Origin of the sequence: Dyadobacter sp. 22481 (assembly GCF_052044875.1) — a bacterium.
GTDB classification, from domain to species: Bacteria; Bacteroidota; Bacteroidia; order Cytophagales; family Spirosomataceae; genus Dyadobacter; species Dyadobacter endophyticus.
In genome coordinates this window covers 453,326-470,880 of sequence record NZ_JBQENV010000001.1, presented here as the reverse complement: position 1 = coordinate 470,880, position 17,555 = coordinate 453,326, and the positions used below count along the sequence as shown (strand labels likewise).

The window sequence follows — 17,555 nt, the reverse complement described above, 5'->3', positions numbered from 1 at the left end:
AAAGCTGCGGGTCATATAGAATGCTGATTAATACGGTTTAATATCCTGAATTTTGAGGAAAAGCAGGCCCGTCCACAACTCTATCGATCTGAGACTGTGGAATTGGCCTTAACATATTGAATTCCTTCACATATTGTGCCGCCTCCTGGTTCCATTCCTGCACGCGGCGCACAAGCGAGCGCGTACGTACGAGGTCGTGCCAGCGCTGCCATTCTCCGAAAAACTCGCGGCTACGCTCGTCGAGGATGAAATCCAGGGTCACGTCGGCAGCGGTAATAGCCATGGCTGCGGCTGCGGCTGCATTCTGCGCGGTGGTGTTGCTTTTGCGGAATGCCGCGCGCTGGCGTACGACGTTGATCAGGGCGGCAGCCTTCGCGGCGTCACCAGTTTTGAAATAGGCCTCCGCGCCAGTCATGTACACATCCGAAAAGCGGTACAAGACGCAGGGACGAGTGGAGGGATCATTAAAGTTGGCACCGCGGCTCGGGTCCATGAATTTCTTTAATGCAGGGAAAATACCGTTGTTCCAAAGACTCGGCGGCACCACAATGCCCTTGAATGGCCTCGTGCCAACGAACTGCGGGGCACCGGGCACCTCGTAATCCGGCAGCCATACAGCCGTATCCGAGCCAACGACGGTGGTATAACCGATCCCCCGGCTGTTGTTGGCCGCATTAGCCGCATTGGTGATGGAGGTATTGGAAATATAAACCGTGTAGAAAGAATTGGCAAAACGGGAGTCAACGTCGCGCTTGGTAAACGCCTGGTCGAGGAAATAGTTCTTGCCTGCGTGTGGGCCGGTGGGCCATTTGTCGGAGTTCGGGCGCATACGTATATAAGGGCGACCGTAATACGAGTCGCGGATCATGCCCGAAGTACCGCTGTTGACAAACGCGCCAGCGGCATTTTTAAATGAGTTGATACCGCTGTTGTTCGGGTAATTCCAGTTGGTAAACCACGGCGAAAGGTTCTGTGCCGCACCCCCGCCGGCCGCACCACCTACGCTGTAATAGCCGTATTTAGGGTCGAGGACGTGGTCGCTGACGAACATGGTTTCCTTCCCGTAATCATTGCCGGCCACGAATGCGTCGCCGTAATCCTGCCATAAATCCAGCCCGTAAGCCGATTTGTTGGCGATGATCTCGTCGCACAATGCGGCTGCTTTCGTAAAATCGGCCGCGGTGTTGTTCAGCCAGCCTCGGGTAAGGTATGCTTTTGCGAGCAGGAATTGCGCCACCGCCTTGGTAGCCGCCTTCCCCAAAAACGGCGCGGTCGGCTGGTTAGGCAAGTCGACCGCAGCTTCGGTCAGATCTTTAATTATCAACTCATAAACCTGCGCCGCTGGCTGGCGCGATGCGGCCTGCGAAGGCACGGTAATAAACTCGGTATGCAAGGGCACATCTCCCCAGGTTTGGACCAGATAGAAATACCAGAATGCCCTTAGGAACTTCGCCTGGGCCAGGTATTGCTTCCGGGTAGCTTCGGGGAGGTCGATCGTCTGGCCGTATTGCAATACGCCGTTCAATGTATTGATATCCTGAAATGCGACGCCCCAGGCCGACCCGAAATTACTGCCGTTCAGCCCATTGTAAGTATAAGGAATGGGCGTACCAGCGCTGAGGCCCTGGATAAACTCATCGGTACCGGCCTGCATTTCCACGGTAAAACCTTCGGTACCCCATTGACTACGAATGTCGTTGTACACCCCGGCAATGCCGCCGAGCACACCCGACGGGCTATTGAAATACGAAGGGACGATCTGGGATTGCGGATGCTCTTCGAGCACTTTTTCACAACCGGAACCCAGCAATGTGACCAGGCCCGCGGTGATTAAAACTTTTATGGATTTCATAGTCGGATCAGAATTTAAGGTTTACGCCCACGGTGAATTGCCTTACCGGCGGATTATTAAGGTTTACGGAAATCTGCCGCTCCGGTGCCCCACGCTCACTGGCCCCTTGCGGGTTAAGCGTCGACTGACCGCTGGCATAGCTGTTCCCTTCCGGATCGACAGCCAGATTGTCTTTCACCAGCGGTGAATAGATAATGAACGGGTTCGTCAGGTTGACGTAAATACGGGCTGACGTAGCCCCGATCTTTTTGATAATGTCGCTGGCGAACGTATACCCGAGGTTAATGCTGCGGCATTTGATGAACGAGCCGTCGTAATACCCCAGCGTCGAACCGAAGTTGGCGACCGCGCTGCTGGCGTCGGGCGCCGGGAATGCGTTGGTGGGGTTGGTATCAGTCCAGTAGTCGACTTTCACCTGGTTGACGCGGCTTTGGTTGAAGAATGCAAACCCACCCGAACCCGTAGAGTTGCCGGTAAGGTAAGGGACAAGCACTTTCATACCCATCCGCGCATAGGTAACGATGGACGCGTCGAAGTTTTTGAAACTGAAACGGTTAGTAAGCCCTCCCTCCCATTTAGGCTGGAAATTACCGAGGATCTGCCGATCGTTCGCGTCGATTTTCCCGTCCGCATTCAAGTCCTGGACCCTGATCTGCCCCGGATATTGCAAGGGAGAGGTCTGTTTAGCCAAAGTACCATTCTCGGCGTCGCTGAGCTGCCATATACCCAGTTTTTTATAATCATAAATCACCGAAAGCGGCTGTCCTACGAACCATCCCGCGCCCAGGTTAGCCTTTTCCTGCGGGGTGGTCAGCTGCGTGATTTTCTCGCGGTTGAAGAAATAGGTCGCGTCCACGCTCCAGTTGAACCCTTTCGGTTTTCGGGCAATTTCAAAAGTGACAGCCACTTCCAGTCCCTTACCCTCTGTTTTACCCAGGTTTTTCAATGTGGAACCGGCTCCATTGCTTGGAGGAAGCGGTACGGAGAGCAGGATATTCTTGGTTTTCTGATGGTACCAGTCCACGGAGCCGGTAATGCGGTTGTTCAGAAACCCGAAGTCGATACCAATATCGACCTGAGAGGTTGATTGCCAACTTAGGTTGCTCGCGGGAAGGCTGGTAACGGTGTAGGCCAGTTGCTGCCCTGCGGTACCGGTCCCGAAGTTGTAATACCCGGCCGACAATGCGCCCAGCGTCGAATACGCGCCCACATTCCGGTTCCCCGATACCCCCCAGCCGCCACGCAGTTTCAGGTTGGAAACAAAGGCAATGCTTTTCATAAATCCTTCCTCGATCACATTCCAACCCACCCCCACGGCCGGATAGTTGAAGTACTGATTACCGGGCGACAAGGTGGAAGAGCCATCTCTGCGCAATGTCAACGTGAGCAAATAGCGGTCGTCATAGCTGTAATTGATCCTGCCCATGTAGGAAAGCAGGCCGGTTTCCGAAAACGAGTTACCGAAATCCGAATTGGCAACCGGTTGGCCGGATGCCAGCGAGAAGTTCGAAGTTTTAATGTAATCCGCCGGAACGCCCGTCACCGTGAAGCGGCTCCCTAATGAGTGGTTTTTAGTATATTCATAAAGTGCGGTGAAGCCCAGTTTGTGCTTATCTGCAAATGTTTTGTCATAATAAAGCAAATGTTGCAGGTTCACGTCCCAGTACTCGGTATTGCTGATCTCGGCTGTCGACGAGGATTGTACCGTCGCAGAATTGAAATACGTGAGCGGGCCATTGTAGCCATTGTAATTCGACTGACTGAAATTCAAACCCGCATTAAACCGGTATTTCAAACCCGGCAAAATGGTCACCTCCGCATAGAGGCTATTGAACGTCCGCACCGAGCGCGTACGGCCAAGGTACGAATCCTTTTTGGTCAGAATCGTGAGCGGACTCACGCCGGCAGCATCGATCGAGCCCTCCGACGGGAACATATTGACGCTGCCATCGGCATTGTAAGGTGACGCCAGCGGAGTCAGGCGTACCAATCCGCCTGGTACGCCGCCACCACCGGGCGTGTTCTGGTAGGTGAGGGTATTCAGCGTGTTCAGCCCGATTTTGATATTCTTCCCAATGCGCTGGTCAACGGTCGCGCGGAGGTTGAAGCGCTGGAAACTCTGATTAGGGATAATGCCCGTTTCATTGAAATACCCCAGCCCGAGCGAATACTGCGTGTTTTCAACGCCGCCCTGCATGCCAAGCTGGTGATTGGACATGAAACCCGGCTTGTAGATCAGGTCCTGCCAGTCGGTAGACACGCCGTTGGCCAGGGCTTCCTGCTCCTTAGGAGTGAGCAGATAACCCGATGTGCCGGGGCTGCTGCGGTTGTATTTCGCCGCGTCGGTTTTGAACTGGGCATATTCAGCGCCGTTCATGACATTGAATTTACCCATAATGCGGGTCTCTCCGTGGTAACCGTCGTAACTGAAAACGGGCTTGCCTACCTTCCCTCTTTTGGTTGTCACGAGGATCACACCACCCGCGCCGCGCGAGCCGTAAATAGCCGTTGCAGAAGCGTCTTTCAATACTTCCAGGCTTACGATATCGTCGGGATTGATGTCGTTCAACCCTCCGAAAGGTATTCCGTCGACCACCACCAACGGGCCGTCCAGCCCATCGCTGGATCCGGAACTTGTCGTAAGCGTCCTATTGCCCCTGATTCTGATCTGCCCCTGCGAGCCGGGCGTGCTGCCATTGCTGATAATGGACACCCCCGCCGCACGGCCTTTAAGCTGGCTGATCAGGTTGGGCGCGGGCACTTCTTTGAGGGTTGACTCGCTTACGGACACCACCGAGCCGGTCACATCCCGTTTGCGTTGCGTTCCGTAGCCGACCACCACCACTTCTTCCAGCACCTTGTGATCGGGTGCGAGCGACACGTTGATGATCTTCTGATTGCCCGTCACCACTTCTTTGCTAGCGTAACCCACCAGCGAAAATACGAGTACAGTGCTCTCATTATCGGGGATCGAAATTCTGAAATTACCATTCTCGTCGGCGCTCGTGCCACGTGTGGTGCCTTTAATGAGGATATTCGCGCCAGGCAATGCATCGCCCGTCTCGCCAGTAACCTTGCCCGTTATCTCCACATCCGCAACGACATGGCTGGCCTGCCTTGCCAACCGTTTGTTCAAATCGGTTTCCGATGCACGGACGGGGGCCGCGTGGCCCAGCGTCGCCATGAGCATTATCGGCCATCCTATGGTCGCTAATGCTTCGAGCCGGTTTCTCTTGTTCTGTAAAAAGTAGCGCATAGGCTTGCAGGGTTTTTGTTGAAAATTTTTATTTGTCATTTTGACAATATATTTTTAGAACATAATGATTCCAATAATTTATGGTAACCTGGCAATGGACAAAAGTAGCATGGCCGTGAGGCGGCCCGTGAGCACATTTGTTCAAACTATGGGAACAAATGTTCAAAACAGGGCGAGAAGTGGCCGATTCAGGGACAAAGTTGCATTTAACCCATTCCTGACGAGGAGAAAAGCACCTTTCTTTCGTCTTTATCACTGACCTCTATTTAAAGCATTGAAATTGAAACAGACCAGGCCTTTCCTGCTCCTGCCGATTTGCTTCCTGCTGCTGTTCATCGGCACCGGCAGGACGGCCATGGGCCAAAACGAACAGCCTCGTTTTACAGCCATTACTTCCATGGACGGGCTTTCTTCCAACACGGTCACCGCAATCCTGAAAGACCGTTACGGGTTGCTCTGGTTCGCTACCGACGACGGCCTTAACAAATTCGACGGGACAGGTTTCACCGTTTACAGGCACCGGAAAACAGATCCGAACTCCCTTAAATCGAACGACATTTCGGCGCTCTACGAAGATCAAGCGGGCCGCATATGGGTCGGGACGATCATGGGCTCCCTGCATCTGTACGACCGCCGGAAAGATTCGTTCGTCCGGATCAAAACCTATCACAGTATCAATTCGATATGCGAGGATGGACAGGGCAAAATATGGATAGGAACTACGCAGGGCCTGATTATCGTCGATCCTCTTACATTTGAGATCAAAACTTTCGCAGCTGTTCCCGGTACTCCGGCGCAGGTAGCGGGGAAGCACGTACACCGGATATTCCGCGACCGTCAACAGCAAATGTGGGTCGGTACTGGCAATGGGCTTTTCAGGTATTTGAACAAACATAATCGCTTCCTCTCCATAGACTACCGCGCTGCCGAAAGCTATCAGGCGGGGGCAGAATTTGTAACGTCCATTGAAGAGGACAGTACCGGCAGCATGTGGGTCGGCACGCAGAATGGCCTGTTTGTCCTTTCTGCGGAAGGGAAACAAATCCGGCGTTTCAGCTATCAACCGGGAAACAGCCATTCGATCAGCAACAATATGATCTTCTCGGTTGCCGCGCAAAGCCGGGAGGAAGTCTGGGTCGGCACCGACGGCGGATTGAACATCATTGATACCCGCACGGGCGGCATTACGCACCGCTCACCCGACCCGCGCACGCCGTTCAGCATAACGAACAAGTCTATACGCAGCATTCTCACCGATCCTGCGGGCATTACCTGGCTGGGCACCTACAAAGGCGGTGTCAACAAATACGATCGCAACCTCATGCTTTTCGGCTTGAAACGTTGTGATCCTTACGACCCGTACGGCCTCAGTGCTCCGTTTGTGACTTCCTTCGCCGAGCATTCCGATGGCCGCATTTTCGTTGGCACCGACGACGGCGGGGTGAACCTGTACGACCGCAAAACCAACCTTTTCCGCAAATACGCCATTCATCCGAGGAACAAGGCCGCTTCATCGGGGCTTGCCGTGCTGTCGCTGAAACTGACCGCGCCCGATGCGCTCTGGATCGGCACATTTCAGGACGGACTTTTCCGGCTCAACCCCGCTACCGGCCGGTACGAGCAGTTCACGCAGGGCACGGAAGCCGGTTCGCTGGGCAACAACAACATTTTTGCCCTTACCAAAGACAAAAAAGGAAGGCTGTGGATCGGTACCAATGGCGGAGGAGTGAATATATTCCACCCCGAAACGGAGCAGTTTGAACGGCTTTTTGACCAGAATATTTCCCTGCCAAATCGTATTATCCCGCTGAATGCCTACATCCGCGATATTCTGGAAGATCGGCACGGCAAAATGTGGATCGCGTCGCACGGTACCGGCATCGCTGTTTTTGACCCCGATAGGCGCACTTCCTTACTGCTCGATCGCGACAAAGCCGCATTGCCCAGCAACAATGTACTCTCGCTCCTGGAAGACAGCCGAGGAAACATCTGGGCCGGTACCGGCGGCGAAGGTCTCGCTTTATTTAATCCGAAAACACGAAAATTCATCACATTCGGCGTCAATGAGGGGCTTTCGAGCGGCATGATCAACAAGGTGTTGGAGGACGCGCAGGGGCGTATCTGGGTGAGTACCAATGAAGGGATCAGTTTTTTTGATATACATAAGAAGAAATTTACCAACTATACCACGCATAATGGCCTGCAAAACAACACTTTCGCATTAGGGGCAGGCCTGCGCACGTCCGATAACCTGCTCTTTTTCGGCGGCATTGCGGGTTTCAACTACATCGATACCCATGGCCTGAAAAGGAACCAGGGCCAAACTCCGGTGATCTTAAGGGACCTGAAAGTAGGAAACCGCACCATTACCTCCGCAGATTCGGGTATGATCGATGCCGATATTTCCGTCGCGCAGTCGATCCGGCTCGATTACAAACAGAATTTTTCCATCGCTTACGGGGCACTCAACTACACCAACCCCGAACAGACCGCCTACCGGTACCGGCTTGTGGGACTGCAAAACGAGTGGCAGCAGGCGGGCAAGGCAACTACCGCCAGTTATACCAACCTCAGTCCCGGCGATTACCGCTTCGAAGTACAGGCCAGCAGCGACGACAGTGATTGGAGCTCTCCACCGGCGACTGTCGCCGTGATTGTGAAGCCGCCGTTCTACCTTACCATTTATGCCTACATTTTCTATGTGCTGGCGCCCGTTGCGGCGGTGTTCCTCATGCGGCGGCGCGGTATCCGCAGGCTGCACCGGAAATTCAGGGAAGAGCAGGCCCGCCGGGAAACCGAACGCGCCCAAGAGCTGGACAGGCTCAAAATTAAGTTTCTGACTAACCTCAGTCATGAATTCCGCACGCCTATTTCGCTCATCCTCGCACCCGTCGACAACCTGCTCGGCCAGGAGCAACGGCATCAGCCGCAAATTGCGGCCATCCGACGCAACGCCAAACGACTGCTCAATCTGGTTGACCAGCTGCTGGATTTCAAAAACTTGCAGGAACAGGAACTGAAAGCCGATTTGCGACGCGCCGACATCGTGCCGTTCATCCGCGACGCCTGCGATTCGTTCAGCGACCTTTCGCAGCGGAAAAGGATCCGTTTCACTTTCGACAGTGCTGTGGAACATTTACTGATCGATTTCGACGCCGGCAAAATGGAGCGCGTACTATTTAACTTGCTTTCGAATGCATTCAAATTTACACCCGAGGGCGGCGAGGTGGCATTGCAATTGAAATGCAGCACCGACGATTCGCAGCAAAACTGGCTGTATATCAAGGTATCCGACACCGGCATCGGTATTTCGACCGAAAATCACGAAAAAATATTCGACCGGTTCTTCCAGGACGAGGCCGACGCTTCGGTACTCAATCAGGGCAGCGGGATCGGTCTTTCCATTGTCAGGGAGTTTGTGCAAATGCATGGCGGGTTCATCACCGTCGGCAACAATGCGGGTAAGGGCAGCATTTTTACTGTCGGGCTGCCTTGTGAAACATTGGTGTTCAACCCCGTCGAAATTACGCCGGCGGATGCAGCCGCGGCTCCTTTCGCGGACATTGTTCTACCTGAAAAAGTCGCCGAACCGGCCGGTAAAATACCGCCAGCCCCCGATGAAATGCCGCGCAACGGTTTGCCGCGCAACGATTTGCCGGGCAACGACTTGCCGGGCAACGACTTGCCCCGAATCCTGATCGTGGAGGATAATGTGGAGTTCAGGCATTATCTCAAAGAGAACCTGGAAACGCATTACCGTGTGCTGGAAGCGGCTGATGGCCGGGAAGGCTGGCAAAAAGCATTGAGCTACCACCCCGAGCTGATCGTCAGCGACATCGCGATGCCGGAAATGGATGGGCTGGCCATGAGCGAAAAAATCAAATCCGATAAACGGACCAGCCACATCCCGATCATTCTCCTAACGGCGTCGAGCGGCGAAGAACAGCAATTGAAAGGGCTCAGCTCCGGGGCAAACGATTACCTGACCAAGCCTTTTAATTTTGAAATACTGAATGTGAAGATCAATAACCTGCTGCTGCTCAACCGGCTACTTAAAGATGTGTATTCGAGGCAGATACAAATGTCGGGCCGTGATGTGGCAATCGAATCCGGGGATGTAAAACTGCTCCGCGACATGCTTTCGTATATCGACGACAACCTGAATTCACCACAGCTCAGTGTAGAAAACCTCGCCCGGCATGTGGGCATGAGCCGGGGGACGCTTTATACCAAAGTACTGGAAATCAGCGGACAAACACCCATCGAGTTTATCCGGTCGATCAAATTGGAAAAAGCTGCGCTATTGCTCGAAAAAAGCGATATGAATGTTTCGCAGATCTCCTACACGGCCGGTTTTGCCACGCCCAACTATTTCACCAAGTCGTTCAAGGCCAAATTCAACATGCTCCCTTCCGAATACATGGCAATGAAGCGCAAGCCATTTTTACACGCATCACATTGAATTACATTATTTTAAATAAAATCGGATTGTTCCGGATGAAGATTTCAAAACTCCTGACCTTGTTCCTCTTCTGCGCGGCCATACCGCTGCACGCGCAGATACGCTTGCCGAAACTGATTTCAGACCATATGGTTTTGCAGCGTGACCAGCCGCTGAAAATATGGGGCTGGGCCTCGCCGAAAGAAAAGATTATGCTTCAATTTGATCGCAAAACCTTTAAAACGACGGCCACCGTAGCCGGAAAGTGGGAAATAGCGCTTCCCGCACATTCCGCGGGTACCGGTTATTCGATGGTTTTGAAGGGCAGGAGTGAAATCCGCATTACCGACATTGCATTCGGCGACGTGTGGCTTTGCAGCGGGCAAAGCAATATGGTGATCAACATGGAGCGTGTGAAGGAGCGGTTTCCGGCAGACATTACGTCGGCCAGCTACCCCGAAATCCGTAATTTCTTCGTCCCCACGCTCACGAGCCTGAGCGGGCCCGCGGAAGACTTCCCAAAAGGCGAATGGAAAACCGCCAGTCCGGAAAACGTGCTGATATTTGGGGCCGTCGCCTACTTTTTTGCTCGGGAAATTTACGAAAAACACAAGGTGCCGATCGGTATTATTAATAGCTCCGTGGGAGGAACGCCCATTGAGGCGTGGATCGGTGAGGGTGGTTTTAAGGATTTTGAAAATATCAGGCAAACCATCGCACAGAACAAGGATACGAGCTATGTCAATGCATTTGCCCGCATCGTGACCGCGGTCCCGCAAGAGCGCACAGTGGCGGACGCGGGGCGGGCGGAGCACTGGGAAAGCGATGCATACCAGCCCAAAGGTTGGAGGAATTTCAATATTCCCGGTTATTGGGAAGATCAGGGATTGAAGGAGCTCGATGGTGTGGTGTGGTTTCGAAAAACAATTGAAGTGCCCCAAAACTGGGCAGGGAAGCCTGTCAAACTGTACATGGGGCGCATTGTGGATGCCGACGAAATGTATGTCAATGGCAAGAAAATCGGCAATATCACCTACCAATACCCGCCCCGGCGGTACGAAATCCCGAGCGGTTTGCTCAAAGCGGGGCGGAATACCTTTGTCGTAAGGGTTACCAATTCGTCGGATAAGGGCGGATTTGTGCCCGATAAGCCCTATTTCATGACCACCGGGAGCGACACGATCGATTTGAAGGGCACCTGGCAGTACAAAGTCGGCGCTGTGTTCCCAGCCTTGCCAGGCCGCCCTACCCCGCGCCTCGTGCACCAGAACCAGCCGACGGCGTTGTACAATGCGATGATTGCGCCGGTTTTACCACTGAAAATCAAGGGATTTTTATGGTACCAGGGCGAGTCCAACACCGGAAACCCGGAGCCATACAACGCATTGCTCCCAGCGCTGATCAAGGACTGGCGGGCGCATTGGCACGACGACCATCTGCCTTTCCTGGTTGCGCAGCTGCCCAATTTCCAGGACATCGATTACACTCCGGCGGAAAGCAACATTGCGTTGCTGCGGGAGGCGCAGAATAAGGCCCTCACGCTGCCTAATACCGCCGTGGCCGTCACGATCGACCTGGGCGAATGGAACGATATTCACCCGCTTAATAAAAAAGATATTGGTAAACGGCTGGCGCTCGCCGCCCGAAACCTCGCATACGGAGAGAAAGACGTGATTTACTCCGGCCCGGTGCTGAAATCGTACAGCACTGAAAACGAAAAGATTATATTAACATTCGACCATGTGGGCGATGGCATTTTTTCGTCCGACAGTGAAACATTACGCTGGTTTGCCGTCGCAGGTGACGACCGGAAATTCTATTGGGCGGAGGCTGAAATACTCGGAAAAGACCGGGTCGCATTGCGCAGCGGGCAGGTTACATCGCCTAAATACGTTCGCTATGCCTGGCAGGATAACCCGGAAGGCGTCAATTTTTATAATTCAGCCGGGCTGCCAGCCTCACCTTTTCGGACGGACGGCCAGGGGGCAGAGGCTATTCAAAGCCATTCAACACATTAAATCACGCTTCAACCGGAACCAACCTTATTTATGATGGTATTTACAAAAACCCTTTTTCACAGTAAGATTCAAAACCTGGCCCTGCTGCTCCTCCTTTTTGTAGCTATCTCAAACAATGCCTCGGCTGACGACGGCTACCGGCTCTGGCTCAAATATGACCGCATTCAAAATACCACTATAAGCGCTACTTATAGCAAGTCATTCAATTTCATAGCCTTATCCGGCAACAGCGACATTCTGAACAATGCTGTCAAAGAACTTCAAACCGGCCTTACCGCGATGCTCGGCAAGCCAATTCCGATCGTGAAGACACCGGTCATTAACCAAAGCGGCATTATCCTGACCATTTCGGCCAACGGAGCATCCGGTGACGGGTATTCGATTCAAATGCAGTCAGGAAATACCGTGATTACCGCTTCGAAAGACGCTGGCGTACTTTATGGCAGTTTTGCCCTGCTCCGGCATTTGCGGCAGCATTTACCCGTCGAAAAAGTGGTAGTTCAGAGCAGTCCGAAGATCCAGCTGCGGATGCTGAACCATTGGGATAACCCCGAAGGACCCATCGAGCGCGGGTACGCGGGGTCGTCGTTATGGAAATGGTACGAGCTGCCCGAGACCGTCGATCCGCGGTACACTGATTATGCGAGAGCCAATGCGTCGATCGGGATTAATGGTACCGTGGTGAACAATGTGAATGCGAGTGCCCGGTTTCTTACGGCTGAATACGTGCACAAAGTGGCTGCATTGGCCGGCGTTTTCAGGAAGTTTGGGATTAAAACCTATCTGTCTATTCATTTTGCCGCCCCAAAAACGCTCGGCGGGTTGAAGACTTCCGACCCGCTCGATCCGGAAGTGCGGAAATGGTGGATTGAAAAGACGAAGGAAATTTACAGCATTATCCCCGATTTCGGAGGGTTTTTGGTAAAAGCCAATTCCGAGGGCGAACCCGGCCCGCAGGATTACGGACGCACCCATGCCGACGGCGCCAATATGCTGGCCGAAGCACTGGCACCATTCAATGGCGTGGTGATCTGGCGGGCTTTCGTTTACAAGGCCGATCCAAATGCAGATCGTTTCAAAGCAGCCTACGACGAATTCGCGACGCTCGACGGAAAGTTTGCGAAAAATGTGATTGTCCAGGTCAAAAACGGCCCGATCGATTTCCAGCCGCGCGAGCCATTTTCACCGCTGTTCGGCAATATGCCCCGCACGCCGTTGGGCATGGAGTTCCAGCTCACCCAGGAATACCTTGGCTTCGCGACGCATTGGGTTTACGAGGCCCCGATTTTCAAGGAATGCCTCGACGCCGATACTTATGTTAAAGGCAAAGGCTCCACCGTCGCCACGATTGTGGACGGTTCGCTGCACAATTACCGATTAACCTGCATGGCTGGCGTGGCCAATACCGGCTCCGACCGTAACTGGACCGGCAATCCCATGGCCCAGGCCAACTGGTACGCATTCGGGCGGCTGGCCTGGGATCACACCCTGAGCCCGGAAGCCATCGCGCGCGAATGGACACAGCTCACATTAACCACCGAGCCAAGGCACGTCTCGGCGATCAGCGACATCATGCTGCGGTCGAGGGATATTTATGTGGATTACAATACGCCGCTCGGTCTCTCGCGCCCGTGGACGGGCAGCCATTACGCGCCCGAACCGTGGCAAAACCGCAGCTCGCGCCCCGACTGGACGGCCATTTACTACCACCGCGCCGACTCGTTGGGATTGGGATTCGACCGCACCGCCACCGGCAGCAATGCATTACTGCAATACCGGCCCGAAGTAGGCCGCACCTGGCTCAATGCGGAAACTTGCCCGCTTCCCTATTTGCTTTGGTTCCATCACATTCCCTGGTCGCAAAAACTCAGCTCCGGCCGAAACCTCTGGGATGAACTTTGCCACCGGTTCTACACTGGCGCCGACTCAGTATTGTGGATGCAAAAACAATGGGCCGGCGTTGCGTCCTCCATTGACTCGGCGATCCACTCCGACGTTACCGGCAGGCTCGCGAAACAATATAATGAGGCGATCTGGTGGCGGGATGCGTGGGTATTGTATTTGCAGACATTCTCTAAAAAGCCCATTCCCGCCATTTATCCTAAACCGGAAAAGACATTGGAAGAAGTTAAGAAGCGTGTTGATGTGTATTTGATGAGGTGATGTTTGACCAGGAACGTTCAGTTTCCCGGACGGGACTCGTTCATTTGCCGCTCTTTTATCCGCTGTTCGGCCAGGGTTTCGACATTGTGGGCTTTACGCTCCTCGTCGCTGACTTTGGTCGAGTCGATGCGGTACCGTTCAAATTTTGCGTTGGGACCCATTTTTACATATTGGGTCCCGTAAATCTGCGGCTGGCCTTTCCGCATCAGGTGCCTGTCGATAGCCGCAGCGAGCAGCCATTTATTGGTATTGCTATCCAGTTCGATAGCCTTTTTCATTAACGTTATGGCCTTACTGGAAGCGAGGGTATCTATGCCGTGCTGAAAGATCATTGCACTGTGATAATAGTCCTTTCCTGTTCGCACCTTGTTCGAATCGAGAAGCTCATTCACGCGGGTACGCCTCTGTGCGTCATCCTTGTTCAGTTGGGTCCAGTTGATGTTCTGGGCTTTTCTGGCCGACTGGTCTTCATTATACATCCTGAGAATTTCGGCGTTATCGACCGCCTGTGCAAAGACGGGCGCACGGCCGATGAATGCTATCGATACAATAATGATTGCCAGCCTCATACTGATGTTTATTTAAATGTCAATATTGGTGACAAAAGTATTCGATGGTCAAATCATACTGGCGTTAACTACTACTTCCAACTTGCATTCAGGGACGAACACCTTCACCATACCTTAACAGGCTCTTGTCGGGCACGAGCGGGCCTATGAGGAAGAGCATGATCAGCAGCCCGACGAGCGCCACCAGCCCGAAACCCAGGAAAAGGATGTTGTAAGCGTAATGGTAGCCCATTTCCGCAGCATTGTTTTTAAGGATAATCCCCGATACGGACTGAAAAACGGCGCCACCAAGTCCGGTACCGACGCAAGCCATGCCCCATACCGAGGCAGCCGAGTTCTTTGGCACCACATCAGCCGGAAATGTAAGCGTGTTGGCCGTGTAGGCCGTGTAGCCGAAACCCGCCAGTCCGAAGACAATCAGTGCCGAAATAGGCGTCGAAATCACGAATGGCCCGGCAAGCAGCGGCAATATCATAATGAGACTCGCGATGGTGACCGCCACTTTCCTTGCGCGCGGGATAGGCATGCCTCTTTTGATAATGTATTGGGTGAAATAGCCGCCCGCAATGTTACCGACGTCGGCGATGACGAAGGGAATCATGGCCAGCCAGCCGATTTGCTTCATTTCGAGGTGATGCACATCCACCAGGTAGCGGCCGATCCAGAACGTTACGAAGTACCAGACAGGGTCCATGAAGGTTTTGGATAAGGTAAACATCCGTACGAACCGCGTTTTCAGGAGCGCCTTTACCGGTACTCGAAAGGCCTCCTTCTTTTCCTCTTTATTTTCTTTGGGAGTGTAATAAATAAACCAAAACGCTACCAGCCACAAATACCCGCAGACCGCCAGAATAACGAATGTCGCCTGCCAGCCGTAGTTTACGCCCAGTAATGCCACCAATGGCGGGACAATCACTGCACCCAATGCAGAGCCGCTGTTGAAGATCCCCGAGGCCGTGGACCTTTCGTGCGGCGGGAACCATTCGGTGGTGAGCCGGATGGCGGCGGGCCAGTTTCCCGCCTCGCCGATCCCGAGCATAAACCTGCAAACGCCAAACTGAAAGGGTGTCGAAGCAAACGCGTGGACGAGCCCGGCCGTTGTCCAGAATGCCATGCAAAGGGAATACCCTACCCTAGTACCAAGGCGGTCGATTACAAAGCCGGAGAATGCATTCGAGATCATGTAGGCCGCGAAAAATGCGGTACCGATGTAGCCGAATGCATCGTCCGGGATGAGTTTGCGCAGCTCCCCCTCCGCGCTCAGGTAGTTGAACGACAGTCTGTGCACGTAGTTCAGGACCGTCGCCAGGAAGGCCATTCCGACCATGACCCATCGCATCCCCGACATTTTGATCGCCGGGGACACGGGTATTTGATTTTCTACCATTCAAATGCAGGTTTTAGAATGTAAACGGAACGTCAGAGCTGGAATAGCGGGCTAAGTCGCGGTGTATCGGACGAAACCGACAGTCTGTTTTGAAGCGGCCTCCCCCGCCCTTCCCAATGCACGGTCATGAGGTCGTTGTTTTCGAGCAGCAGCTTGCTTCCGAAACTGAACGCGTCGGCACCGAAGAAATGCACGTGGGCCTGTAAAGGAAGCCTGTGGCCAGGGTATTTGAAATGGTGGTATTCGAGGTTTTCAAGACTGTGGGCCATATTTTGCTCGCCGGTTTGGATATCGGCACTCCATTTTACCTGCTCGTTGGCCGACACCTGTACATGACCTTTAATATACCCAAAATCACCTCCTACTACGAGCTCCGGGCCGATTGCACATTGCCTCAGCTTGGAGGGTGCCAGGTAGAGGTAGTTCTTTTTCTCCATCACGTGATCAGAAAACTCGTTCCCGGTCGCGAAGCCGATCCGGTGCGGCGTGCCTTCCCGGTCGACGATGTAAATGCCGGCAATTTCCGGCTCTTCGCCCCCATCGTCGCCAAAGTCGGGCACTTCGAGCGTTTCGCCGTGTGCCCTCAGTACTGAGCCGTTGCCTTTGTAAAACCACTCCGGCTGAACGCCGATCTCACCGGGGTCCGGAAAGCCGTTTTCCACGCCCCATTCGTACATGATGATGCTGTCGGTGGGCTTGGTACCCTCGGTCGCGGCGTGCATCGCCTGGCGGTTGAGGGCGCTGTTTTTGTGTGTAAGGCCGGTTCCGGCTACCAGGCAGCGGAACGGGTCGCCCGGGCAATCGAATGCCGGGAGCAGCTTCCATTCACTGGTTCCCGCATACACGTCGTCGTAATGCAGTTTCGTTTCCGAGCGCGCGGCCAGCAGCAACTCCACGAGCGTCTTTTTAGTATCGATGGCCTCCATTGCGGCTTCGTAAACCGATTTGGCGCCATTTAAAAGCACCAACGAAGGTTCTTCCACCGTGGCCAGGGCGCGCCCGTGCTGCGGGTGCGAGATCTGCACGATTCTTGTCATGTTTTGCATTAATATCATTTAAAAAATCATACATATTACTGCGTCACCCACCCGCCGTCGATCGAAAAGCAGCCGCCGGTGGAATAGCTCGAAGCCTTGCTGGCCAGGTACAATGCAATGCCGCCAATCTCGTGTAATTCGCCCCAGCGGCCCATTGGGATCTTGGAAATGAATGCTTTATATTTTTCGGGATCGTTAATGAGAGGCAGGTTGAGGTCGGTGGCGAACGGGCCGGGCAGAATGGCGTTCACGGTAATGCCGTCGAGCGCTAATTCCATGGCCAGCGATCGGGTGAGCTGCAAAATGGCGCCTTTGCTCGTCGCGTAAGGCGTGCGCTCGGGAATGGCCGTGAGCGCAAGCATGGAGCCGATGTTGATGATCCGGCCGTAACCGTTTTCCTTCATGACCGGCACAACTTCCCGGCAGGCGAGCCAGGTGCCGGTCACATTCACACTCTGTACTTTATTGAAATCATCCAGCGAAAGTGCCTCGATAGGCCCGCGGATATTGATACCGGCAGAATTTACCAGAATATCGATTTTTCCAAAAGTATCAACCGCCGTTCTGACGGCCGCTTTGATATGCTGCTCGGAAGTAACGTCGCAGCCCACGCTGATGCAGTTGATGTCGTACGTTTCTTTGAGCAGCTGCTCCGACTCCCTGTTCACCGCCTCGTCTCGCGCCGCGATCACGATATTGGCACCGGCTTCGGCGAGGGCTTTGGCCATGGCCAGCCCCAGCCCGCGGTTACCGCCCACAACGAGCGCGGTTTGCCCGTGCAGTTTAAACTGGTCGAGAATGCTTTGTTGCATGCTTAGCGTTTCCATGGTGC

Annotated in this window: 9 protein-coding genes; 3 read left to right on the top strand and 6 right to left on the bottom strand. The window is 53.7% G+C overall.

The genetic code is table 11. The features are described 5' to 3' along the window. Window positions 1–37 precede the first annotated feature (37 nt). Both ACTJJJ_RS01700 and ACTJJJ_RS01695 read right to left on the bottom strand, forming a co-directional pair. A complete protein-coding gene (locus ACTJJJ_RS01700) occupies window positions 38–1,852 on the bottom strand; it encodes a RagB/SusD family nutrient uptake outer membrane protein (protein WP_188931359.1) in 1,815 nt (604 codons plus the stop codon). A gap of 7 nt (window positions 1,853–1,859) precedes the next feature. Further along, entirely contained in the window at window positions 1,860–5,108 is a 3,249-nt protein-coding gene (locus tag ACTJJJ_RS01695) for a SusC/RagA family TonB-linked outer membrane protein (protein ID WP_440701265.1), read from the bottom strand. 280 nt (window positions 5,109–5,388) lie between these two features. Here ACTJJJ_RS01695 and ACTJJJ_RS01690 point away from each other — a divergent pair, with 280 nt between their 5' ends. The 3 genes from ACTJJJ_RS01690 to ACTJJJ_RS01680 are packed head-to-tail and all read left to right on the top strand — an operon-like array spanning window position 5,389 to window position 13,730. Further along, window positions 5,389–9,570: a hybrid sensor histidine kinase/response regulator transcription factor gene (locus tag ACTJJJ_RS01690; protein WP_440701264.1), complete on the top strand. Its 4,182-nt coding sequence runs from the start codon at window positions 5,389–5,391 to the stop codon at window positions 9,568–9,570. Between the two features lie 35 nt (window positions 9,571–9,605). Next, window positions 9,606–11,567, top strand: coding sequence for a sialate O-acetylesterase (locus tag ACTJJJ_RS01685; RefSeq protein ID WP_440701263.1), 1,962 nt, complete (start codon window positions 9,606–9,608; stop codon window positions 11,565–11,567). Window positions 11,568–11,597: 30 nt separating this feature from the next. Continuing rightward, window positions 11,598–13,730 (top strand): alpha-glucuronidase family glycosyl hydrolase, encoded by a 2,133-nt coding sequence (locus ACTJJJ_RS01680; RefSeq protein ID WP_440701262.1) that lies wholly within the window; start codon window positions 11,598–11,600, stop codon window positions 13,728–13,730. A 17-nt stretch (window positions 13,731–13,747) separates the two neighbouring features. Here ACTJJJ_RS01680 and ACTJJJ_RS01675 read toward each other — a convergent pair whose 3' ends face one another. From ACTJJJ_RS01675 to ACTJJJ_RS01660, 4 genes are all read right to left on the bottom strand, one after another. Then, a complete protein-coding gene (locus tag ACTJJJ_RS01675) occupies window positions 13,748–14,299 on the bottom strand; it encodes a hypothetical protein (RefSeq protein ID WP_188931367.1) in 552 nt (183 codons plus the stop codon). An 88-nt stretch (window positions 14,300–14,387) separates the two neighbouring features. Continuing rightward, window positions 14,388–15,686 (bottom strand): MFS transporter, encoded by a 1,299-nt coding sequence (locus tag ACTJJJ_RS01670; protein WP_440701261.1) that lies wholly within the window; start codon window positions 15,684–15,686, stop codon window positions 14,388–14,390. A 32-nt stretch (window positions 15,687–15,718) separates the two neighbouring features. Continuing rightward, window positions 15,719–16,723 carry an AraD1 family protein gene (araD1, locus tag ACTJJJ_RS01665; RefSeq protein WP_440701260.1) on the bottom strand — a complete coding sequence of 335 codons (1,005 nt, stop codon included), beginning with the start codon at window positions 16,721–16,723 and terminating at the stop codon, window positions 15,719–15,721. 35 nt (window positions 16,724–16,758) lie between these two features. After that, the gene (locus ACTJJJ_RS01660) at window positions 16,759–17,550 is read right to left on the bottom strand and encodes an SDR family NAD(P)-dependent oxidoreductase (protein ID WP_440701259.1); all 792 of its coding nucleotides are present in this window, start codon (window positions 17,548–17,550) and stop codon (window positions 16,759–16,761) included. Between the last annotated feature and the right edge of the window lie 5 nt (window positions 17,551–17,555).